The organism is Mesorhizobium sp. M0909, assembly GCF_040319515.1.
In the GTDB taxonomy this organism is placed as follows: domain Bacteria; phylum Pseudomonadota; class Alphaproteobacteria; order Rhizobiales; family Rhizobiaceae; genus Mesorhizobium.
Map to the genome: position 1 here is coordinate 117,233 of NZ_JAMYOA010000010.1, position 19,684 is coordinate 136,916.

Consider the following 19,684-nt stretch of genomic DNA (forward strand, 5'->3'; position numbering starts at 1 on the left):
TGAGAAAAATGCCTCAGGCCGCCGAGCGCCGTCCCGGCATTGGCCCCGGCGCCACATGGCCGATTGGCGTGACCAGCGTTAGGTCGGGATAACCGCTCTCGATGAGCGCGACTGCGGCTTGCGTCACCTGGTCGTCCGGCTCCAGCATGGAGAGCAGCACCTCGGTGCCCTCGCCCACCAGGCGGCTGATGCCTTGCGCGTCGGCCGGCCCGCATTCGACCACAACCAGATCATAGGCCGTGGTTAGCGACTGCATGATGATCGGCAGCCGGTCGGCGGCGCGCATGGCACGGACCGGATCGGCTGTGCCGACGGGAATCACGTGGCAATCCGAATAGAGATCGGGGTGGATCACATCGCTGAACTGCGCTTGCGAGGCGAGCAGATCGGTGATGCCCGGAAACAGCCCGCTGTCCAGCATCGGCCGCGAGGCAGCACCCGAAGCGGTGAGATCAAGCAGCAGCACGCGTAGCCCAGCGTCGGAGACTGCGCGCGCCACCAGCACCGCCGAGGCAGCCGCCTCGTCGCCTTCCGGTGACACGAATATGGCCCGGGCTGCACCGGTGGCGATCAGTTTTTCCGCGGCCTTGTCGATGTCGATCTCGCCGAGGATAGAACGTGCCGGTTCAATGTCTCCAGCAGCCATTTCAGAGTACTCCGGTTCGATTTTCTCGGCAGCCGCTTCCGCCACCGCGACGGGTTCCGGCTCCACTTTGGTTTCAATGATACTGTCGTCGTCGGTCTCATCGATCTCGGCGACTGCCGGTTGGGACTGGGCAACCGGCGGGTCGGGCTCGGCCAATGCGCGGTCGGCCTGGACAGCCGGCATCGCAACCTGCTCGATGTGTTCGAAATGGGCACCGGCGGCCGGACGCATGGCGCGGCCGGAAAACAGTTCCTGCAGCAACGTGACGATCGCCATGATGAGCAACGAGCCGACAAAGGCCGCGCCGACAATCGGACCAATTTTGGGGAAATAGGGTTCGGTCGGCGCCCGGGCCTCCGAAAATAGGCGAGCGTCGACAGGCAGGTAGTTGCGATCCTTGCGTGCGGCCGCCTGGAGATAGCTGGACGAGTAGAGATCGAGTTGCTGGCGCTTGGTCGCGGCATCGCGCTGCAGCGCATCGAGTTCCACCTGCTCTTCGCCGGCGCGGGCGGACGCCGCCTTCAGCGTGTTGACGTCGGCCACGAGTTGAGCCTCCCGCGCCTTCGCCGTCTCGGCCTGCGCCATCAGACCCTTCATGATCTTTTCTGCTTCGTTACGGATCTGGCGGTCGAGATCGGCGAGTTGCGACCTCAGCGCCCGGATGCGCGGATGGTTGTCGAGCAAGGTGGTGGAAAGGTCGGCGATGTTGTTCTTGAGTTCGACTTGGCGCTCGCGCAGACGCTGGATCAGTTCGGACGACAACACCTCCGGAACGGCATCCAGTGAGCCGCCACTACGCAATGCCCTGCGCACGCTGTCGGCGGTCGCTTCCGCTGAAGCGCGGTTGGCGCGCACGCGTGACAGTTCGCTCGACAATTCGGACAGCTGCTGGGTGGCAAGCACCGAGTTGTTGCCGCCCATCAAAAGATCGGACTGGGCACGGAATGCGGCAACCTTGGCTTCCGCCTCCTTCACCCGATTCTGCAGATCCGCGATTTCCGGCGCCAGAAAGTCGGTGGCGGCGGAATTCGATTCGAGCTCGGCGTTGCCCTTGGAGGCGATATAGGCCTTTGCAATCGCGTTCGGGATCGCGGCGGCAAGCTGTGGATCCTCCGACGAGAACTCGATTGCTATCGCACGGGTTTTTTCGACGCCATAGACGTTGAGCTTCTCATGCATTGCGTCCAGCACGCGCTCTTCCAGCGGGATCTCGAAGGGATCGCTTTTCAAGCCAACGAGGACAAGGGTGCGGCTCAGCGCCGACATCTTCAGCGCCTCGTCGAATTCGGGCAATTTCGCCAGGTTGAGCTTCGCCGCTACCTGTTTGAGGATGTCGGGGGACGAGATGATCTGGACCTCGGTGGCCACAGCCTCTTCGTCGGGAATCGACCGCTCGTTGCCGTTGGCCCCGGCTGGCCGCGTGAACTCCGATTCTCGAGGCCCGATCTCCAGCTTGGCTGCCGCCTTGTATTCGGGCGTTGCAAGCCAGGCGAGCGCAAAGGCCAGGCCGGTTACAACCAGCGCGACGACAAGGATGCGCAACCAGTTTCGCGCCAGGCTGGCGAAAAGCTGCCTGAGATCGATGTCGACATCTGCGGCCGCGGATTGAACGGACATGCATCCCTGCTCCGGTACTGAGTCAGCATGCACCGTAAACAACTATGGTAACTCAGCCGTTAATATCGCGGTAAGAACCTGTTAGGCTCTACTAACAAGCCGCAAACAAGAGGCTGAAAACGATCTGCATTTGTCGATCCGGCCCGTATCGGCCGTGCGCCTTTACCGGCCATTAACCCTAACAGGATGATAACCGAGCTCGATCGTTAAGGTTTGCCGCAGAGTCGCCGGCTATTCAAAGGTACGTGTCCGCTCATGAAAAGCACTGCTCCCCTTTTCCGCGCGCTGCTTGCCGTATCGATGCTTTCGGGCTGCTCCAGCTACCGGCCGACGCCGGCCGCATTCCATGAAGTTCTCGACCAGCCCTATCGCCTCGGCGCCGGCGACCGCGTCCGCGTCACAGTGTTCGAGCAGGAAGGATTGACCAACACCTACAGTGTCGACCAATCCGGCTATCTCTCGCTGCCGCTCGTCGGCAACGTGCCGGCGCGCGGCCACACCGCCCAGCAGCTCGAGGGCGAGATCGCCGAGAAACTGCGCCAGGGCTATTTGCGGGATCCTGACGTTTCTGTCGAAATCGATCGCTACCGACCGATCTTCGTCATGGGTGAAGTGGGTGCGGCGGGCCAGTACTCCTATGTTCCGGGCCTGACCGTGCAGAAGGCCGTCGCCATCGCCGGCGGGTTCACGCCACGCGCCAACCAGGAAAGCGTCGACATTACCCGCGACATCAACGGCAAGGTGATAACCGGACGCGTGGTGACCTCCGACCCGCTACTGCCCGGCGATACAGTCTATGTTCGCGAACGCCTGTTTTGATGTGCTGACCAAGTGGCGGACACACTCAGGATCGTCCACTGCTTTCGCTCACCGGTCGGAGGCATCTTCCGGCATGTGCGCGACCTGACCGAGGCTCAGGTCGCCGCCGGCCATGCCGTCGGCATCGTCTGCGATTCGACGACGGGCGGCGATTTCGAGGAACGGCTGTTCGAACAGATGAAGGGCAGCCTGGCGCTCGGCATTCACCGCACGCCGATGCAGCGGCATGTCGGGCCAGGCGATCTCGCCTCGGCCCGGCGCACCTATAGGATCATAAAAGAATTGCGGCCGGACGTGCTGCACGGGCATGGCGCCAAAGGTGGCGCCTATGCCCGTCTGTTCGGCTCATTGTTGCGGGTATCCAGGTCTCGCGTGGCCCGCCTTTATTCGCCGCATGGCGGCTCGCTTCACTATGACGAGACCACTGCCATGGGGAAGCTGTTCTTCGCGCTCGAGCGCTTCATGGCTCGCTTCACCGATTGCCTGCTGTTCGTTTCCGATTATGAGCGACGGACTTATCGCAGGAAGGTCGGCGAGCCGCCTATTCCGAACGCTCTCGTCCACAACGGCCTGCGCGCCGCCGAGTTCGAGCCGGTGCGGACCGAGCACAATGCGGTTGACCTCCTCTACATCGGCATGATGCGAGACCTCAAAGGCCCGGACATCTTCATCGATGCGCTGGGGCTTGCCGCAACACGGCTCGGCCACCCATTGAAGGCGCTGATGGTCGGCGACGGCGACGACCTGCCGCGCTATCGCGCCCAAGTGAGTCAGCGCGGCCTGGACGTCGGCTTCCTGGCGCCGATGCCGGCCAGGCTAGCCTTCACGCTGGCCAAGCTGGTCGTCGTTCCCTCGCGCGCGGAAGCCATGCCCTATATTGTTCTGGAAGCGCTCGCCGCCGGCAAGCCGATCATCGCGACGTCGGTCGGCGGCATACCGGAAATCTTCGACACCAGCTCGCCTGCCCTGATCCGGCCCGACCCGCGCGAACTTGGCGACAAGATAAGCGCCGCATTGGCCGATCTCGACGCCTACAAGGGCCTGATGCCCGGCATCGCCGACCTCAAGGCACGATTCGGCGCCGATGTAATGGCCGCTGAAATCGAAAAGGCTTATTTCGCCGCGCAAAAAAAATAGGGCAACGGGTTCCACCGGGCTACTCCTGGTGAAAGCGTCTCCAAAGCCATCTGTTGTTTCAAGGGTTTCTTAGCTCTCTTTTGCTATTCACCTGAGGGAAACCTGCGGACGCCCCATGAACGAAATCGACCCCGCGCGCCGTTTTTCGCTAGACGCGGTGCGCAAATTCAACGCCCCTGCCGAGAACAACACGGCCGGCGGCATGAACGACGTCGCCCGCCAGGTCGCCTCGCAATACCGGCGCGATACGATGTCGCCGATCATGGTGAGCGGCGTCCTGCGCATGGTGGAATTCGCGCTGCTGTTGGTGTCAGGTCTTGCCGTCTATTTCTACTACGTCGGCTTTTTCAACTATCTTGCCTGGCAATACTCCCTGACGATCGCCGCCACCTCGTTCCTCGCGGTCGTTCTGCTCGACGTCACCGACTGCTACCAGATCGTCGCGCTAATGCGGCCGATCGCCAATTTCGGCCGGCTCCTGCTGGTCTGGGCCGGAACGTTCGCCTTGATGGCGCTCACCGCCTTCACCATGAAAATGTCGGAAGACTATTCGCGCCTGCTCTTCGGCACGTGGTTTGTTGTTGGCTTCGTGCTGATCCTGGGTCTCCGCCTGGTGATGTCGAAGCTGATCCGGCGCTGGGCGCGCGATGGGCGGATGGAGCGCCGCGCCGTCATCGTCGGTGGCGGCAAGGCGGCGGAGGTACTGATCCGCTCGGTCGAAAGGCAGCCCTACAACGACATCCGCATCTGCGGCATCTTCGACGACCGCGGCGACAAGCGGTCGCCGCCGGTTGTCGCCGGTTATCCCAAGCTCGGCACAATTTCCGAACTCATCGAATTTGCCCGCATCGCGCGCATCGACATGCTGATCGTATCACTGCCGCTGACCGCCGAATCGCGCGTGCTGCAGTTATTGAAGAAGCTGTGGGTGCTGCCGGTCGACATCCGGCTGTCGGCGCATTCGAACGCGCTGCAGTTCAGGCCCCGCGCCTATTCCTACATCGGCTCGGTGCCGATGCTTGATATCTTCGACAAGCCGATCAACGACTGGGATTCGGTCGCCAAGCGCGCCTTCGACATCGTCTTTTCGATCATCGGCATCATCGTGTTCTCGCCGGTGATGCTGGCGACCGCGATCGCGATCAAACTCGACAGCAAGGGGCCGGTGCTTTTTCACCAGAAGCGCCACGGCTTCAACAACGAGATCATCGAGGTCTATAAGTTCCGGTCGATGTACACCGACAAGGCGGACCCGACGGCGAAGCAGACCGTGACAAAGAACGATCCACGCGTCACCCGCGTCGGCCGCTTCATCCGCAAGACCTCGATCGACGAATTGCCACAGTTCTTCAATTCGCTGTTCGGGTCGCTGTCGCTGGTCGGTCCGCGCCCGCACGCCATTGCCGCGCAGTCGCACAACCTCCTCTACAATGAGGTGGTCGACGGCTATTTCGCCCGTCACAAGGTCAAGCCCGGTGTAACCGGCTGGGCGCAGATCAATGGCTGGCGCGGCGAGATGGACACCAACGAGAAGATTCGCATGCGGACGGAATACGACCTCTATTACATCGAGAACTGGTCGCTCCTGTTCGACCTCAAAATCCTGTTCCTGACGCCGATCCGCCTGCTCAACACGGAAAACGCATATTGAGCGCGACGGCCTATGAATTGCCGGCGGCGGCGGTCAACGCCAAGCTGATCGCACTGATTGCGTCAGGGGCGGTTTTCCTCGGCGTCTTCCTGTCCGGCTTCGTCATTGCCGAGCCCGCGCCGTACGACGTCTATATGATCGGGCTGATCGTGGTGTGGCCCTTGTTCGGAATGCGCATACAGCGCGCGGGGGTGCCGCTTCTGGTGCTGCTGTTGATCATGAACGTCGGCGGCATGATCTCGATGACGCAGATGTCGGACCTCGCCGGCACGCCGCTCTATCTCGCCGTCTCGCTGTTCCTGGCCTTAACCGCGGTTTTCTTCGCTTCGGTAACGGCGGTCCGGCCCAGTCTCTATCGGGTGATCTTCGTCGCTTATGTGGTGTCGGCGGTGCTGACTTCGCTGGTCGGCATAGCCGGCTATTTCCATGCCTTTCCGGGAGCCGAGATCTTCACCAAATACGACCGCGCCGCCGGCGCCTTCCAGGACCCGAACGTGTTCGGGCCTTTCCTGGTGCTGCCGGGCATCTACCTGCTCTATCTGCTGCTTACCGGCTCGGTCGCGCGCATGCCTCTATTGGCTGTGCCGCTGCTGATCATCACCGCCGGCATCTTCTTTTCCTTTTCGCGCGGCGCCTGGGGCATGTTCGCCGTTTCGGCGATCCTGCTAACCGGTGCCTTGTTCCTGCAGAGCGCCAGCGGCAAGTTCCGGCTGCGCGTGGTCGTCATGACCATCGCCGCCGTCGGACTGCTGGTCATCGCAATGATCGTCATCCTGCAACTGCCGGGCGTCGCCGAGATGTTCTCGAACCGCGCACAGCTTGAACAAAGCTACGACACCGCCCGCCTCGGCCGCTTCGCCCGCTACACGATCGGCTTTCAGATGGCACTGGAGCATCCGTTCGGCATCGGCCCGCTCGTCTTCGGCAAGATGTTCGGCGAGGACACGCACGACATCTGGCTGAAGATGCTGATGGATTACGGCTGGCTCGGCTTCGTGTCGTTCCTGACGCTGACGTGCTGGACGATCGCCGCCGGCTTCCGCATTCTGCTGCGCGACCGGCCGTGGCAGCCTTATCTTCTATGCGCCTACGTCGCCTTCATCGGCAATATCGGGCTCGGCACCTTCATCGACATCGACCACTGGCGCCATGTCTACCTGCTGCTTGGCTTGATCTGGGGTGCCATCGCGCTCGAATACCGCCACCAGTGGCAGCTGCGGGCGGCGCAGCGACCGGCAATGCCCGTTGCCGTTGCTTCAGGCAGGACAGCAACCGAATTCGGTTGACCGGAGCCGGTCTATCACGATACATCGCGACCGGTCCGGAGTGTAGCGCAGCCCGGTAGCGCACTTGACTGGGGGTCAAGGGGTCGTCGGTTCGAATCCGGCCACTCCGACCATCAATAAAAACAAGGACTTACCCCCAAAGTCCAACTTCGTGCCGGTCTGGCCTTTGGGACCGTGCCGAAGGTCATCCCAATACCTCATCTCGACGCCATGGTCGCTACAGGTGGTTCCGGGGCTGATGATGCTAATGCTCTGCACAAGGCGGCCACCTTCGATGATCTACCGGGCGAACTCTCCCGGTTGAAGTGGATATGCGAGCGGCAGCTGGAGCCCCGATCCATTGGCCGAGATATCGTGCCTCGTCGATGCTCAGCGTGCAGATCCTTCCGTCGGCGGCTTCGCGCAACTGACCAGCGTGACGGCGGCGGGTATTACGACGCGAATTGTGAAGCGGTATTCGGATAGCTGGACATCAAGAAGCAGCGTCCTCTGAGGCTGCCTATGTTGGCGACACGCCCATCTTGGCGAGTTCCTTTTCCAGTATTGTTCGCCGACTGCACGAGGTGGTATCGCCAGCCAAGCAGCGGTTGTTTGCAGATCCCCAGTCCAGCATGATTGCAGACATTGCGGGATTTGACCTTGGCCTATTGTAGTTGGTGGTGGCCGCAGTTGCAGGCGTGATCTTCGCCGCCGCCACCTTAGCGTTCGGAACCTGCTTCCATCCCTGCATGACCATGCAGTTCTTCATGAACTCCGCCTGGCGGATCGCATTACCCAAGGCGTTGCCGAGTTGGGCGCCCGCCACATAGCTGGGCGTTCCCCAAGCAACCATGCCTTGCTGGGTTGATGAGGACATGATCGAGCATTGTGCATTTGCATACTCGTAGGTCGGACCGTAGCCGATCTGTTCCCAATGCGAGTTTGCGGATGTCTGACAGCCGGCGATCGCCAGCGCAGCGGCCAAAGCCGCGACCATTCTCCCCCTGCCCATTTCCATGCCCCTCCCGAAGGCGAGAGAATACAAGCACAGGTAGTTGTCCGAGTCGATAGAAGGGCGCTGCATTCAGCCGGGACGGGCTCAGCAACGATAAGGACGGTTCTCGCTACTGTGCTCAGGTCGCGGCGCTCACCCGTCATCAGCTACCGATCATCTTTCCCGAGAAACCGCGCGACAGTGGCTAGGCGACGTTTGCTGCGTACGCCAACCTTTATCGTGAGCCGTATTCCAGCTTCAATAAGAAAAGGTCCCGCCGCACATGCCAGAACGGCGGGACTCGATCAGGCGCCTTGCATCAGGCAGGGGTGACTCGGGGGTTTGGGCATGCCCGGTGCGCGCGGATCGTAGTGAACCCTAGGCCCATCAGCTGCAATGCGTCCACCAACCGTCGGTTGGAAAGAACTAATTCAATCCCGATGGCTGGCCTGGCCTGAACAGGCGCGCTCAAAGCTCAGTTTCTTCCCGGGGAAGAGCTTTTTGATCAGGACAATCAGGATAGGGCAATTCTTCACACGGAGAGGGCCTGTGGCCAACTCTGCCATAATGTTCCGCGAGTTTTGCGAAACCGTAGGCGAAGGCGAAGAGAAGCGCGAGGATAACCGCTATTCGGACGGCCATGCCGTATTGTAGCAGGATCCTGGCATTGGAGCGCGCGGCGTTTTGGTACGTTTGAATGTTGAGTTCGAAAAAGGTTGGCTTTATTTGAATTGCCGTCGTCCGCAGTTGTAAGGGCGAGCGGACGCTACGAAGATGCCACGCGCTTTCGCCCTTAGGGGAGAGATGCAATGTCGCTTCAAGGGGTTGCCTGTCCTGCCGAGCTGACCATGTTGACCAAGGCACTTGATGCCCGATGCCGTGAACTAGGCCTCGCTGACGGCGATCCAGGCAGAGAAGTGCTCGGCCGCAGGGTGATGGATTTGTTCGAAAGTGGTCAGCTCAGCGCCGAAGACCTGAGACTGGCTCTGAGCGGCGAGATCTTTAACGCCAAAAATCCTCCGGCCGGAGCCAGTGGGCTTTGATACGGCAAGCGGCTATCCGCGCAGCCATTTGAATTACTGGGCCAGCGTGTGAACAAATGTGATTTGGCCGTTGGTGCCAGACGGGCTAACTTTGCCCATCGAACGAACGAGGAGAATGATCATGAAGACATTCCTCGCAATAGCCGCGGCACTGACCATGTCCATATCAGTTGCCTCTGCGGATTGCCCCGCGCATTCAAAGGTCCAGGCATCGGTCGACACGCAGACGACAGCGAGCGTCGAGAAGGCCGATATGTCGACTGTCACGGACGCTCAGACGATCAAGAAAGAAGAGCCACAGAAGACCGAGTAGCGGTAACGCTCAGCGGATCCCACGACCCGGATAAACGGCTACTGGCACACATCCACCCACTCGGCGTCGACGAGTTCGGCCAGGCGTTGCGGGCTGAGCCGTACGGCGGCATTCGTCGCGCCTGCCGCCGGGACGACCTCGTCAAAGGCGCGCAGCGAGATGTCGCAGTAGACCGGGAGCGGCGCCGGTAGGCCGAACGGGCACACCCCGCCGACGGGATGACCGGTCGCGGCAAGCACCTGTTCGGCATCCAGCATTCGCGCCTTGCCACCCAACCCGGTCCTTGAATTTGCGATTGTCCAGCCTGGAGATCCCGCTGGCCACGATCAGCATCGTCTGGTCGCCGACGCGCAAGCAGATCGTCTTGGCGATCTGCGCCGGCGCTACGCCATGCGCTTCGGCGGCCAGAGGCACTGTCGCCGAGCTGGCTTCCGTGACGATAACGTCGATGTCGGGCGCGTGTGCGGCGAAAAAGGCGCGAACGGATTCGAGGCTCATCTCCGGCAATTTCCGTCTGGCGTCGCCGTGGCGGCCGGCAAGTCCACTACGCGGGTGAAAAAACGAGGCCCGCCAGGGCGACCCATGGCGAGCTCGTGGAATAAAAGCATGACACGTCGCTACGACACGGATCGCCTTTTGGCAGGCAACACGGCTTCGTCAAACAGAGCGCTTTCCGGAAGTTGAAGCGCGGAGGCAATACGCCGACGTTTCGAAGGATCGGCATCCTTGCCGCTTTCGATGTCGGCAATCTCATAGGCTGCCAGCCCGCACGCCAGGGACAGCTCTTCGATGCTGTATCCACGGGCTTCCCGGGCAGTGCGGACGGCACTGCGTTCAGGCGTAACCGCGCTCGCCGCCAGGTCGGAGTAAGGTTCGCGTTTTGCTATTTGGGGCATTGGCAACTCCGTGGGATGAAAGAGTTAGATCAAATCATGTTGTTGCCTGAGACGATCCGGAGAATGCCCGCTCGCCGGTGATTTGCCAAGCATCAAAGATAGCGTCACGGCATCGTGAACCGACGCCGGAATCAATGGCGGATGCCGGTGCGCCGACATCCGGCCGGATCGTCGGCAGACACAGTTCGGAAACAAAATTCTACAGGCCGGAAAAACTGCCGAAAAACTCCAAGGCGATAGTCCCAACCGCACCGATCGGGTCACCGACCTGAATCGGTGACGCTTAAATTCCGCCTGCGCAAAAAGGAAACGATGTCATGAACAAGCCTCTTCTCTCCGCCCTTGGACTTGCAATCGCACTTGCCCTCTCGATGCCGATCATCGGCGCAAGCAGCGCGAATGCAACGACGATGCACGCCACCGTCAAGAAGCATCACCGCCATCACTACCATCACCGCGTCCACCACCACTATCGCGACCATCACAAGAAGGTTGTGGCGAAGAAGTACTGAAAACACCCTTGGGCGAACAACCCGCAAGCAGCCGTTCTGGTCCTGGGATCAAGGGCGGCTCCATTACCGGGTTTGCCGTGTCGGCGAAAAAATGGCGGCGGTCCGCTGACCGCCGCCATTTGCTTATCTCAACGTGCCGATCTTGAACGCGCCCGCGGTGCTTGTTGCTGCCGGCCGCCGAGGAACAGACTGGCGACGAGCCCGACCAGAACCAGCCCAACAGCGGCCGCCGTCGCCGGATGATCTCGGGCGGTCTTCTCGATCGCCCGGCCTTGCCTTCTGATTGCCGGCAAGGCGTCGCCGAGGCGCTCAGTGATATCCGAATAATAATCCGACGCGGTATCGCGCCCGTCTTCGTAAAAAGCGCCGCCCCGCTTTAACACGGCTTTCTTCAAGGTGGCCAGTTCCCTGGTCAGGGCCGCGACCTGCTTGTTCAGATCGGTGTCGGAGATGCTCGAAAGCGATGCCATGACGTGCTTCCTTCTGCAGAAGGAAGCCTAACGCATGACCCTGAAGACCGTTCCGGTCAGCCCGGCGGGCTCTAGCGAACCTGATCGAGCAGGCGCTTGCATTCCAGGAGGTCGAACAGCGCCTCCTGTAGCAATGCGCGATTGTCACGGGAAAGTTTTGACGTGTCCGGCGGAACCGGACCTTCCTCGTCGGTCTTGCCTATGCCGAAAAAACGACGGCTGGGTTTCACCCTCGGCTGGCCGACCAGCATTTCGTCGTCCGGGCCGCGCGGCTGCGCCGCTTGCGTCAGCGGTACCGTGTCGGCCTGTCGGCGCTGCGAGATCGCCTCGACCGCCGCCATGTCGCCACTGCCGACGGCGATCAGAAACTGGTTGCCGTTCTCGCGCAACAGCTTCTGCACCCCCTTGATCGTATAGCCCTGATCGTAGAGCATATGGCGGATACCCTTGATCAGTTCGACGTCCTGCGGGCGGTAGTAGCGGCGGCCGCCGCCGCGCTTCATCGGCTTGATCTGGTTGAAACGCGTCTCCCAGAAGCGCAGCACGTGCTGCGGCAAATCCAGATCCTCCGCGACCTCGCTGATGGTGCGGAAAGCATCAGGGCTCTTGTCCATGGGCGAATCCTCACGCTAGAGCATGATCGCGAAGGCGGGAACCGGGTTCGGGCGACGTCACGCTTGACAAAGAGAGCAGCTTTCCGTCCCGCCGGAGCGGATCACACCCAAATACGATCCGGCCTACCGAATCGCATCTTATTTCAGCGGTTTATGAAACAATATTCAAGCCCGGCGCAAAAGCAGGGCTCGTTTTTCAACCGAAGCCTGGAGCATGATTCTCGGCAAAGTGGATCGGGCGTCTACTTGCTGCCCTTGGCTTTGCTGTTTTGATGGGAGCGCAGGATACGGTTCTTCAGCACATTCGACGACTTGAAGGTCATCACCCGGCGCGGCAGGATCGGTACTTCCTCACCGGTCTTGGGATTGCGCCCGATGCGCTCGTTTTTGGAGCGCACGTGGAAGGTCGCGAAGGACGACAGCTTCACCGTCTCGCCGCGAACGATCGCCTCGCAGATCTCATTCAGCACCGCCTCGACAAGCTCGGCCGATTCAGTACGCGACAGCCCAACCTTGCGGTAAACGGCTTCGGCGAGGTCGGCGCGCGTAAGTGTCTTTCCCCCCATACGAACCGTCCCATCAGCTCAAAAACATAAATCGATACAAGCAACGGCAGAACCTAAGTAATTGATCCGTCAAGGTCAAGGACCCGAACCCGATAGTTCGGCACTTACCAGCGGAGCAGGACGGCGCCCCAGGTGAAGCCGCCGCCCATCGCCTCAAGCAGTACCAGGTCACCCTTTTTGATGCGACCGTCGGCGACGGCCGCGGACAGTGCCAGCGGCACCGAAGCAGCGGAGGTATTACCGTGCAGATCGACGGTCACGACCACCTTCCGCTCCTCTATCCCGAGCTTTTTGGCCGAAGCGTCAATAATTCGTTTATTGGCTTGATGCGGCACGAACCAGTCGAGATCGGCGGCGCTGATGCCGGCCTGTGCGAACGTCGCCTCGATAACGTCGGTGATCATGCCGACCGCATGCTTGAACACTTCGCGGCCTTCCATCCTGAGGTGCCCGACCGTCCCGGTGGTCGACGGCCCACCGTCGACAAAAAGCTTGTCCTTGTGGATGCCGTCGGAGCGCAGGCTGGCCGCCAGAACGCCTCGGTCGGCGATGCCGCCTGCTCCCGTGCCTGCTTCCAGCACCATCGCGCCGGCGCCGTCGCCGAACAAAACGCAGGTCGAGCGGTCGTTCCAGTCGAGAATGCGCGAAAATGTTTCCGAGCCGATCACCAGCACCCGTCTGGCCAAGCCGCCGCGGATATAGAGGTCGGCGGTCGTCACTGCATAGACGAAGCCGGAGCAAACCGCCTGCAGGTCGAAGGCAAAACCGTGGTGCATGCCGAGGCGGTTCTGGATCTCGACCGCGGTCGCGGGAAAGGTGTTGTTGGGCGTCGAGGTCGCCAGCACGATCAGGTCGATGTCGTCCGCCATCAGGCCGGCGCTGTCGAGGGCTGCGCGCGCCGCCGCCTCGCCCAGCGAGGCCGTCGTCTCGTCATCGGCCGCGATGTGGCGCTGGCGAATACCGGTGCGCTGGACGATCCACTCGTCCGACGTCTCGACCATGCCTTCGAAATCGGCATTCTTCATAATGCGGCGGGGCAGCGCGGCGCCCGTGCCGCGCACGACTGATCTGATCAATGCTCTTTCCTATTCCTTTGCGTCGATGACGACGTCGGATTTCCGGATTGTCTGGGCATTCGGATTGCGGGCATGGAACAGGTCGAGATCGGCTTCGATGCGGTCAAGCAGATTGTTGCGTACCATGTCGTAGCCAAGCTCGATCGCCGCCGCAAAGCCATCCGAATCAGCCCCGCCATGGCTTTTCACCACGATGCCGTTCAACCCGAGGAAGACGCCGCCATTGGAGCGGCCGACATCCATCTTCTCGCGCAGGCGATTGAAGGCGGTCTTCGCGAAGATATAGCCGATCCTGGCCATCAGCGTGCGGTTCATCGCCGCGCGCAGATACCCGGCGATCTGCCTGACCGTGCCTTCCGCCGTCTTCAGCGCGATGTTGCCGGCAAATCCTTCGGTAACGACGACGTCGACACTGCCCTTGCCGATATCGTCACCCTCGACAAAGCCATGGTAGTTCATCGAGGCCATGTTGGCCTCGCGAAGCATGCGGCCCGCCTCCTTGACCTCCTCCTGACCCTTGATCTCCTCGACGCCGACATTGAGCAGGCCGACGCTAGGCCGTTCAATGCCGAAAACCGAGCGCGCCATGCCGGTGCCCAGAATGGCAAAATCAACCAGTTGATGCGCATCTGCGCCGATAGTGGCGCCGACGTCCAGCACCACGCTTTCGCCGCGCAATGTCGGCCAGAGCGCCGCGATTGCCGGGCGATCGATGGTCGCCATGGTGCGAAGGCAGAACCTGGACATTGCCATCAGCGCGCCGGTATTGCCGGCTGAGATGCAGGCGTCGGCAGTGCCTGCCTTGACCGCCTCGACGGCCTTCCACATCGATGATTTCCAGCGACCATGGCGCAGCGCCTGGCTCGGCTTGTCGTCCATCCGGACTGCGATCTCGCAGTGGATGAACTCGCTCACGTCCGCCAGCTTGGGGAATTTGGCGAGTTCGGGCCGTACCACTTCTTCGCGCCCATAAATGACGAAGCGTATGTCCGGACGGCGGGTGGCGACAGTCATGAGCGCCGGGATGACCACGCTTGGCCCGTGATCGCCGCCCATGGCATCGATGGAAATCCTGATCACGCGGTGTTCATCTCACGGTTGCTTGGCCAGCGGGCTTGCCAAGGTACGGGGCTCGCGAAGGTTCGGCGAAAATAACGGTTTTGGGCTGCCGCACAACCAACTTTTCTCAAATTGGATCAGCTATCAGGATTTTCCCAACAGTGATCTGAGCTTTTGCTGGAACTCATTCTCCACAGGCTCGGCATCGCCGGCGGCCTCCAGCGACACACCGGGCTTGCGCGGATAGGGATCGATCGCCAAGCCAAAGAACTGTTCGGCAAGCGCTCCGACGTCGATGGCGTCGCCGGAAAAGGTCTCCGGGCTGTCCGGCCCTTCGGCGTCGAGTAGGATCTCACCGCCGCCGTCGAAACCTTGCCGGCCGAGCTTGGATTGCTCCGGCAGGAACAGCGCTTCGACCGGCTCGTCGATATGCGCCTTGACCGGGTCGAGGGTGACGATGCAGGCCTGCGTTACATCGGCCTCGACATAGCCGCTGACTTTCACCCCGTTGCGCTTCCAGGGCTCGACCAGGAGTTCGGCGCGATAGTTTTCTACCGAAAGCAGTTCGTGCTCGGCGGCCAGCAGGGCGCGCTGCCCGGCGTCGGCATCGATCACCACCGGCAGCCCCTTTTGCGGCAGCCGAGCGACATTTGCCCGGAATGACACTGGGCTGTGGATATCAGGACGTTTCATGTTCGCCTCCACTTCGCCATCTTCATTCGGCCTGCCGCCGCTCAAGCGTTGGCCACGGGAAATACCACCGTGCCGGAAACGATCGATTCGGTCGGCTGTTCCGTGAGTTGCCTGGATGCATCGGCGGCATAGAGTGCCAGTTGCGACGCTTGCGGCCAGGCGCCGGCATCGGGCCTGACATTGCGGGCAAGGGCGCCGGTAAGTGCATCATGGTCATTTCGTTGCAGTGCATCGTCATAGGCGGCGGTGCGGCCGTAGAACATCTTCGCCAGTTTCCGCATGCGCTTCGGCACGCCGACGTCGCCAATGCCCAATTCCCGCAACGAATGTTCGACATCCATGAAGAACTCGTCGATCAGCACCTGCGCAACCTCTGCCGCCGCACCACCCTCGCCGCGCAACCGGTGCTGGAACAGGAACATGTGCAACGACAGCATCTCGAAGCGGCCGAGCGGCGTGTCCGGCACGTTCCAGGCGGAATAAAACACCGTTTGCCGCGCCGCCGCCACGATTTGTGCGTAAAGCGCCTCGGTGATGGCGCGGTTGGCATGTCGTTCGCGGCCAAAGAGGCGCTGGAACATTTGAGGGTGGTCTCCCGGGACCGTTTGTTGAAGTGGCCTTGTTGCATCGGCAAGCAAGCTGGTTTACCGGTTTTGCGGCCCAGCGCAAGTTGCGGCCAGCTTATGGAGTTGTAGTTGCGCGCGCTGAAATTCAAGTCGACTTTCCTGCCCAGGCCCGCCGGTGCGGTTTCGCTACTGGTGATCGCTGCGGCGCTTTCCGCCTGCAATTCATCCAAGATGATCGGCGATCTCAATCCGAGCGAGACGCTGACGCAAGGCTACGTCATCGACCAGCAGGCGATCGACCTGGTGCCGGTCGGCTCAAGCCGCGAACAGGTGCTGCTGGCGCTCGGCACTCCCTCGACGAAAGCGACCTTCGACAACGAGGCCTTTTATTACATTTCGCAGACGCGCAAGCGCTACGTCGCCTTCGACAAGCCGCGGCTGGTCGACCAGCATGTACTGGCAGTCTATTTCGGCGATGACGGGCGCGTCACGCAGATAGCCAATTACGGGTTGAAGGACGGCAAAGTGTTCGACTTCATCTCGCGCACCACGCCGACCGGCGGCAAGGACCAGAACTTCCTCAGCCAGATCATAAATGGCGCCAGCAAGCTGGCGCCCGGTATTCCCGGCGGCGGCGGCGGCAGCACGCTCGGCGGCACCTGATCCATTCCGGCGGAGGTCGGCTCCTTCTTTCCTTTTACTTCCCTCCCCGGAAGCGGCACATCTCAGGCAATGAAAAACCCGCGGGAGCGATCCCGCGGGTTTTTGTCTTAAGGTCGTAGCGACCGAGCTTAGCCGTGCGCGAGAACGGCCAGCAACAGCAGCGCGACGATGTTGGTGATCTTGATCGCCGGGTTGACCGCCGGGCCGGCAGTATCCTTGTAGGGGTCGCCGACCGTATCGCCGGTCACCGAAGCCTTGTGCGCTTCGGAGCCCTTCATATGCTTGACGCCGTCCTTGTCGACAAAACCATCTTCGAACGACTTCTTGGCGTTGTCCCAGGCACCACCGCCGGAGGTCATCGAAATGGCAACGAAAAGGCCGTTGACGATGACACCGAGCAGCGAGGCACCGAGGGCGGCAAAGGCGGATGCCTTCGAACCGGAGATCAGGAGGACGCCGAAATAGACGACCAGCGGCGCCAGCACCGGCAACAATGACGGAACGATCATCTCCCGGATCGCTGCCTTGGTCAGAAGGTCGACGGCGCGCGCATAGTTCGGCTTCGAGGTGCCGGCCATGATTCCCGGATCCTCGCGGAACTGCTTGCGCACCTCCTGGACGATAGCGCCCGCGGCGCGGCCGACGGCGGTCATGGCGATGCCGCCGAACAGATACGGGATCAGGCCGCCGAAGATCAGGCCGGCGACGACGTAAGGATTGGAAAGGTCGAAGGAGACGTCGCCCATGCCCTGGAAGTACGGGTATTTGTCGCCATTGGCGGCAAAGAACTTCAGGTCGTTAGAATAGGCCGCGAACAGCACCAGCGCGCCGAGGCCGGCCGAGCCGATGGCGTAGCCCTTGGTTACCGCCTTGGTGGTGTTGCCGACAGCGTCAAGCGCGTCGGTTGACTGGCGCACTTCCTTGGGCAGGCCGGCCATTTCGGCAATGCCGCCGGCATTGTCGGTAACCGGGCCGAAGGCATCGAGCGCGACGATCATGCCGGCGAGGCCGAGCATCGTCGTCACCGCGATCGCCGTACCGTAGAGGCCGGCAAGCTGGTATGTCGAGATGATGCCGCCGATGATGACGATCGCCGGCAACGCTGTCGCTTCCAGCGAGACCGCGAGGCCCTGGATGACGTTGGTGCCGTGACCGGTGACCGAGGCCTGGGCGATGGAGTTCACCGGACGCTTGTTGGTGCCGGTATAATATTCGGTGATCACCACGATGAGGCCGGTCACCGCAAGGCCGACGAGACCGCAGACGAACAGGTTCGTGCCGGTAATAGCCATGCCGGCGACGGTGCCGATCTCCCCCCAGCCGATACATGCCGAAGTGGCTACGGCAAGGCCGACAATCGACAGCAGCCCGGTGACGATCAGGCCCTTGTAGAGCGCGCCCATGATCGAGCCGCTGGAACCAAGCTTGACGAAGAAGGTGCCGACGATCGAGGTGAGGATGCAGGCACCGCAGATGGCCAGCGGATAGAGCATGGCCGCGCCGAGAACGGCGGTGCCACCGAAGAAGATGGCGGCCAGGACCATGGTGGCGACCACGGTCACTGCATAGGTCTCGAACAGGTCGGCCGCCATGCCGGCGCAATCGCCGACATTGTCGCCGACATTGTCGGCAATGGTGGCCGGATTGCGTGGATCGTCTTCGGGAATGCCGGCTTCAACCTTGCCGACGAGATCCCCGCCGACGTCGGCGCCTTTAGTGAAGATGCCGCCGCCGAGACGGGCGAAGATCGATATAAGCGAGGCGCCGAAGCCGAGCGAAACAAGCGAGTCGATGACGACGCGATCGTTTGGCTGCAGACCCATGAACTGGGTCAGGATCAGATAGTAGATGGAGACGCCGAGAAGGGCCAGGCCAGCAACCAGCATGCCAGTGATGGCGCCCGACTTGAAGGCGATCTCGAGGCCGGCAGCGAGGCTGTTGGAAGCCGCCTGCGCGGTGCGCACATTGGCCCGCACCGAGACGTGCATGCCGATGAAGCCAGCGGCACCCGACAGAACGGCGCCTATCAGGAAGCCGATGGCGGCGGTAATCGAAAGCAGCCACCAGGCGAGCAGCAGGACCACGACACCGACGATGGCGATGGTGGTGTACTGGCGCGCCAGATAAGCCTGCGCGCCTTCGCGGATGGCCGCGGAAATTTCCTGCATGCGTGCATTGCCCTGATCGGCCGCGAGAACCGAACGTGTCGCCCAGATGGCGTAAAGGACTGAAAGCAGACCGCAGGCGATGACAGCTGAAATTATGGTCATTGCCGAATTTTCCTCGATTGGTGGCCCAAAAGAACCCCTCCCCGGGCCGTTGAGACAGGGGACGAATTTCCGCAACCGGAATCCGTCCCTTCGCAGCGGCTTATGCGAAACAGGGCTCGGAACGTCAAGATATTGTTCGGTTCTTGTCCGGCTTTCGCCCAAAAGATCCCGGGTTTCGCCCAAAAGGCTGGACGGCAGTGCGCCTGTCGACACCGCCATCCGGTTAGATCGATTGAAATCGGCGAACGGCCGTCAAGCTTTGCGCGGGTCGCCGTCCGGCTGGACGACGAAGACCAGCACCACCAGCATGGTCATGTAGAATTTGAACGCCGCCTCCTGACCATTCCATGTCGAAGACTGCCACATGGCAAACCACTCGCCGCCAACGACCATGAAGCCGAAATACCAAACGAGGAAGCCCATCGTGGCGGCAATGATGGCGAACTTCTTGGCATCGTTGAATGCCTGTCCGCTGGCGTTGCGCGCCTGCCAGAGTTGCCAGGCGGCGATCAGGTAGAGCAGGCAGGTCAGCGCCTCGCCAAGGATGATCAGCCAGTAGCCTGCCGCCCACAAGGCCGGGTTGGTGATCGAGCGGTACATCAGTGCGTTGCCGGGAAAGGTTGTGTCCATGCTCAGCACATGCTGGACAAAGGCGAAGTTTGAGCCGTAATCGGTGATGTTGCCAAAGGCGACGAGGAAGGCGAAAGCCGCCAGACACAAACACATGACGATCTTGGAGAAACGCGCGGTCATGGCAAGAACTCCTGCTGAAAGATCGGGGCATCGCACTCATCAATCGCCGAGTCCCGAAGAT

General features: G+C 61.4%; 20 protein-coding genes, 1 tRNA gene and 1 pseudogene. 9 read left to right on the forward strand and 13 right to left on the reverse strand.

Annotation, left to right across the window (positions count from 1 at the left end; genetic code table 11):
- Nucleotides 1–13: 13 nt before the first annotated feature.
- The gene (locus NKH83_RS17555) at nucleotides 14–2,263 is read right to left on the reverse strand and encodes a GumC family protein (protein ID WP_352806058.1); all 2,250 of its coding nucleotides are present in this window, start codon (nucleotides 2,261–2,263) and stop codon (nucleotides 14–16) included.
- A 255-nt stretch (nucleotides 2,264–2,518) separates the two neighbouring features.
- Between NKH83_RS17555 and NKH83_RS17560 the strand changes: the two genes are divergently transcribed.
- From NKH83_RS17560 to NKH83_RS17580, 5 genes are all read left to right on the forward strand, one after another.
- Nucleotides 2,519–3,082, forward strand: a complete 564-nt coding sequence (locus NKH83_RS17560; protein ID WP_254817578.1) for a polysaccharide biosynthesis/export family protein — start codon at nucleotides 2,519–2,521, stop codon at nucleotides 3,080–3,082.
- 12 nt (nucleotides 3,083–3,094) lie between these two features.
- Complete coding sequence (locus NKH83_RS17565; RefSeq protein ID WP_352650001.1) at nucleotides 3,095–4,219, forward strand: glycosyltransferase family 4 protein; 1,125 nt, start codon at nucleotides 3,095–3,097, stop codon at nucleotides 4,217–4,219.
- A 115-nt stretch (nucleotides 4,220–4,334) separates the two neighbouring features.
- Nucleotides 4,335–5,870, forward strand: coding sequence for an undecaprenyl-phosphate glucose phosphotransferase (locus tag NKH83_RS17570; RefSeq protein WP_352477292.1), 1,536 nt, complete (start codon nucleotides 4,335–4,337; stop codon nucleotides 5,868–5,870).
- The gene (locus NKH83_RS17575; RefSeq protein WP_352806062.1) at nucleotides 5,867–7,156 is read left to right on the forward strand and encodes an O-antigen ligase family protein; all 1,290 of its coding nucleotides are present in this window, start codon (nucleotides 5,867–5,869) and stop codon (nucleotides 7,154–7,156) included. Before NKH83_RS17570 ends, NKH83_RS17575 begins: the two co-directional genes overlap by 4 nt.
- Nucleotides 7,157–7,192: 36 nt before the next feature.
- A tRNA-Pro gene (locus tag NKH83_RS17580) sits at nucleotides 7,193–7,269 on the forward strand.
- 386 nt (nucleotides 7,270–7,655) lie between these two features.
- On the opposite strand, the gene NKH83_RS17585 is transcribed toward NKH83_RS17580, so the two are convergent.
- On the reverse strand, nucleotides 7,656–8,153 hold the full coding sequence (locus NKH83_RS17585; protein WP_352477182.1) for a hypothetical protein: 498 nt from the start codon (nucleotides 8,151–8,153) through the stop codon (nucleotides 7,656–7,658).
- 824 nt (nucleotides 8,154–8,977) lie between these two features.
- Here NKH83_RS17585 and NKH83_RS17590 point away from each other — a divergent pair.
- Together NKH83_RS17590 and NKH83_RS17595 are read left to right on the forward strand one after the other, a co-directional pair.
- Nucleotides 8,978–9,172, forward strand: a complete 195-nt coding sequence (locus NKH83_RS17590; protein ID WP_254817574.1) for a hypothetical protein — start codon at nucleotides 8,978–8,980, stop codon at nucleotides 9,170–9,172.
- 121 nt (nucleotides 9,173–9,293) lie between these two features.
- Complete coding sequence (locus NKH83_RS17595; RefSeq protein ID WP_352477180.1) at nucleotides 9,294–9,485, forward strand: hypothetical protein; 192 nt, start codon at nucleotides 9,294–9,296, stop codon at nucleotides 9,483–9,485.
- A gap of 38 nt (nucleotides 9,486–9,523) precedes the next feature.
- On the opposite strand, the pseudogene NKH83_RS17600 reads toward NKH83_RS17595, so the two are convergent.
- Together NKH83_RS17600 and NKH83_RS17605 are read right to left on the reverse strand one after the other, a co-directional pair.
- Nucleotides 9,524–9,983 (reverse strand): annotated as a pseudogene (locus NKH83_RS17600) (YbaK/EbsC family protein).
- Between the two features lie 119 nt (nucleotides 9,984–10,102).
- Complete coding sequence (locus NKH83_RS17605) at nucleotides 10,103–10,381, reverse strand: helix-turn-helix domain-containing protein (protein ID WP_254817571.1); 279 nt, start codon at nucleotides 10,379–10,381, stop codon at nucleotides 10,103–10,105.
- Between the two features lie 317 nt (nucleotides 10,382–10,698).
- Between NKH83_RS17605 and NKH83_RS17610 the strand changes: the two genes are divergently transcribed.
- Complete coding sequence (locus NKH83_RS17610) at nucleotides 10,699–10,893, forward strand: hypothetical protein (protein WP_352806069.1); 195 nt, start codon at nucleotides 10,699–10,701, stop codon at nucleotides 10,891–10,893.
- Nucleotides 10,894–11,021: 128 nt separating this feature from the next.
- Here the strand turns inward: NKH83_RS17610 and NKH83_RS17615 are convergent, their stop codons facing one another.
- From NKH83_RS17615 to NKH83_RS17645, 7 genes are all read right to left on the reverse strand, one after another.
- The gene (locus NKH83_RS17615; RefSeq protein ID WP_352477177.1) at nucleotides 11,022–11,363 is read right to left on the reverse strand and encodes a hypothetical protein; all 342 of its coding nucleotides are present in this window, start codon (nucleotides 11,361–11,363) and stop codon (nucleotides 11,022–11,024) included.
- A 71-nt stretch (nucleotides 11,364–11,434) separates the two neighbouring features.
- A complete protein-coding gene (locus tag NKH83_RS17620) occupies nucleotides 11,435–11,977 on the reverse strand; it encodes a MerR family transcriptional regulator (protein ID WP_023674511.1) in 543 nt (180 codons plus the stop codon).
- 242 nt (nucleotides 11,978–12,219) lie between these two features.
- Nucleotides 12,220–12,543: an integration host factor subunit alpha gene (locus tag NKH83_RS17625; RefSeq protein ID WP_023717292.1), complete on the reverse strand. Its 324-nt coding sequence runs from the start codon at nucleotides 12,541–12,543 to the stop codon at nucleotides 12,220–12,222.
- Nucleotides 12,544–12,647: 104 nt separating this feature from the next.
- Entirely contained in the window at nucleotides 12,648–13,619 is a 972-nt protein-coding gene (locus NKH83_RS17630) for a beta-ketoacyl-ACP synthase III (RefSeq protein WP_352477176.1), read from the reverse strand.
- 9 nt (nucleotides 13,620–13,628) lie between these two features.
- Nucleotides 13,629–14,699 (reverse strand): phosphate acyltransferase PlsX, encoded by a 1,071-nt coding sequence (gene plsX / locus NKH83_RS17635; RefSeq protein WP_352477175.1) that lies wholly within the window; start codon nucleotides 14,697–14,699, stop codon nucleotides 13,629–13,631.
- Nucleotides 14,700–14,822: 123 nt separating this feature from the next.
- On the reverse strand, nucleotides 14,823–15,371 hold the full coding sequence (locus tag NKH83_RS17640; RefSeq protein WP_352806074.1) for a YceD family protein: 549 nt from the start codon (nucleotides 15,369–15,371) through the stop codon (nucleotides 14,823–14,825).
- Nucleotides 15,372–15,412: 41 nt separating this feature from the next.
- On the reverse strand, nucleotides 15,413–15,952 hold the full coding sequence (locus tag NKH83_RS17645; protein WP_352477173.1) for a ubiquinol-cytochrome C chaperone family protein: 540 nt from the start codon (nucleotides 15,950–15,952) through the stop codon (nucleotides 15,413–15,415).
- Nucleotides 15,953–16,066: 114 nt separating this feature from the next.
- Between NKH83_RS17645 and NKH83_RS17650 the strand changes: the two genes are divergently transcribed.
- Nucleotides 16,067–16,600 carry an outer membrane protein assembly factor BamE gene (locus NKH83_RS17650; RefSeq protein ID WP_352477172.1) on the forward strand — a complete coding sequence of 178 codons (534 nt, stop codon included), beginning with the start codon at nucleotides 16,067–16,069 and terminating at the stop codon, nucleotides 16,598–16,600.
- A gap of 128 nt (nucleotides 16,601–16,728) precedes the next feature.
- Here the strand turns inward: NKH83_RS17650 and NKH83_RS17655 are convergent, their stop codons facing one another.
- Together NKH83_RS17655 and NKH83_RS17660 are read right to left on the reverse strand one after the other, a co-directional pair.
- Nucleotides 16,729–18,870: a sodium-translocating pyrophosphatase gene (locus NKH83_RS17655; protein ID WP_352806078.1), complete on the reverse strand. Its 2,142-nt coding sequence runs from the start codon at nucleotides 18,868–18,870 to the stop codon at nucleotides 16,729–16,731.
- Nucleotides 18,871–19,122: 252 nt separating this feature from the next.
- The gene (locus NKH83_RS17660; RefSeq protein ID WP_352806081.1) at nucleotides 19,123–19,623 is read right to left on the reverse strand and encodes a DUF2165 family protein; all 501 of its coding nucleotides are present in this window, start codon (nucleotides 19,621–19,623) and stop codon (nucleotides 19,123–19,125) included.
- Nucleotides 19,624–19,684: the final 61 nt, after the last annotated feature.

Excerpts from the sequence above, each read along its gene's own strand:
- NKH83_RS17555 (WP_352806058.1), bottom strand. The coding sequence starts at position 2,263 with ATGTCCGTTCAATCCGCGGCCGCAGATGTCGACATCGATCTCAGGCAG.
- NKH83_RS17560 (WP_254817578.1), top strand. The coding sequence starts at position 2,519 with ATGAAAAGCACTGCTCCCCTTTTCCGCGCGCTGCTTGCCGTATCGATG.
- NKH83_RS17570 (WP_352477292.1), top strand. The coding sequence starts at position 4,335 with ATGAACGAAATCGACCCCGCGCGCCGTTTTTCGCTAGACGCGGTGCGC.
- NKH83_RS17585 (WP_352477182.1), bottom strand. The coding sequence starts at position 8,153 with ATGGAAATGGGCAGGGGGAGAATGGTCGCGGCTTTGGCCGCTGCGCTG.
- NKH83_RS17590 (WP_254817574.1), top strand. The coding sequence starts at position 8,978 with ATGTTGACCAAGGCACTTGATGCCCGATGCCGTGAACTAGGCCTCGCT.
- NKH83_RS17595 (WP_352477180.1), top strand. The coding sequence starts at position 9,294 with ATGAAGACATTCCTCGCAATAGCCGCGGCACTGACCATGTCCATATCA.
- NKH83_RS17605 (WP_254817571.1), bottom strand. The coding sequence starts at position 10,381 with ATGCCCCAAATAGCAAAACGCGAACCTTACTCCGACCTGGCGGCGAGC.
- NKH83_RS17610 (WP_352806069.1), top strand. The coding sequence starts at position 10,699 with ATGAACAAGCCTCTTCTCTCCGCCCTTGGACTTGCAATCGCACTTGCC.
- NKH83_RS17615 (WP_352477177.1), bottom strand. The coding sequence starts at position 11,363 with ATGGCATCGCTTTCGAGCATCTCCGACACCGATCTGAACAAGCAGGTC.
- NKH83_RS17620 (WP_023674511.1), bottom strand. The coding sequence starts at position 11,977 with ATGGACAAGAGCCCTGATGCTTTCCGCACCATCAGCGAGGTCGCGGAG.
- NKH83_RS17625 (WP_023717292.1), bottom strand. The coding sequence starts at position 12,543 with ATGGGGGGAAAGACACTTACGCGCGCCGACCTCGCCGAAGCCGTTTAC.
- NKH83_RS17640 (WP_352806074.1), bottom strand. The coding sequence starts at position 15,371 with ATGAAACGTCCTGATATCCACAGCCCAGTGTCATTCCGGGCAAATGTC.
- NKH83_RS17645 (WP_352477173.1), bottom strand. The coding sequence starts at position 15,952 with ATGTTCCAGCGCCTCTTTGGCCGCGAACGACATGCCAACCGCGCCATC.
- NKH83_RS17655 (WP_352806078.1), bottom strand. The coding sequence starts at position 18,870 with ATGACCATAATTTCAGCTGTCATCGCCTGCGGTCTGCTTTCAGTCCTT.
- NKH83_RS17660 (WP_352806081.1), bottom strand. The coding sequence starts at position 19,623 with ATGACCGCGCGTTTCTCCAAGATCGTCATGTGTTTGTGTCTGGCGGCT.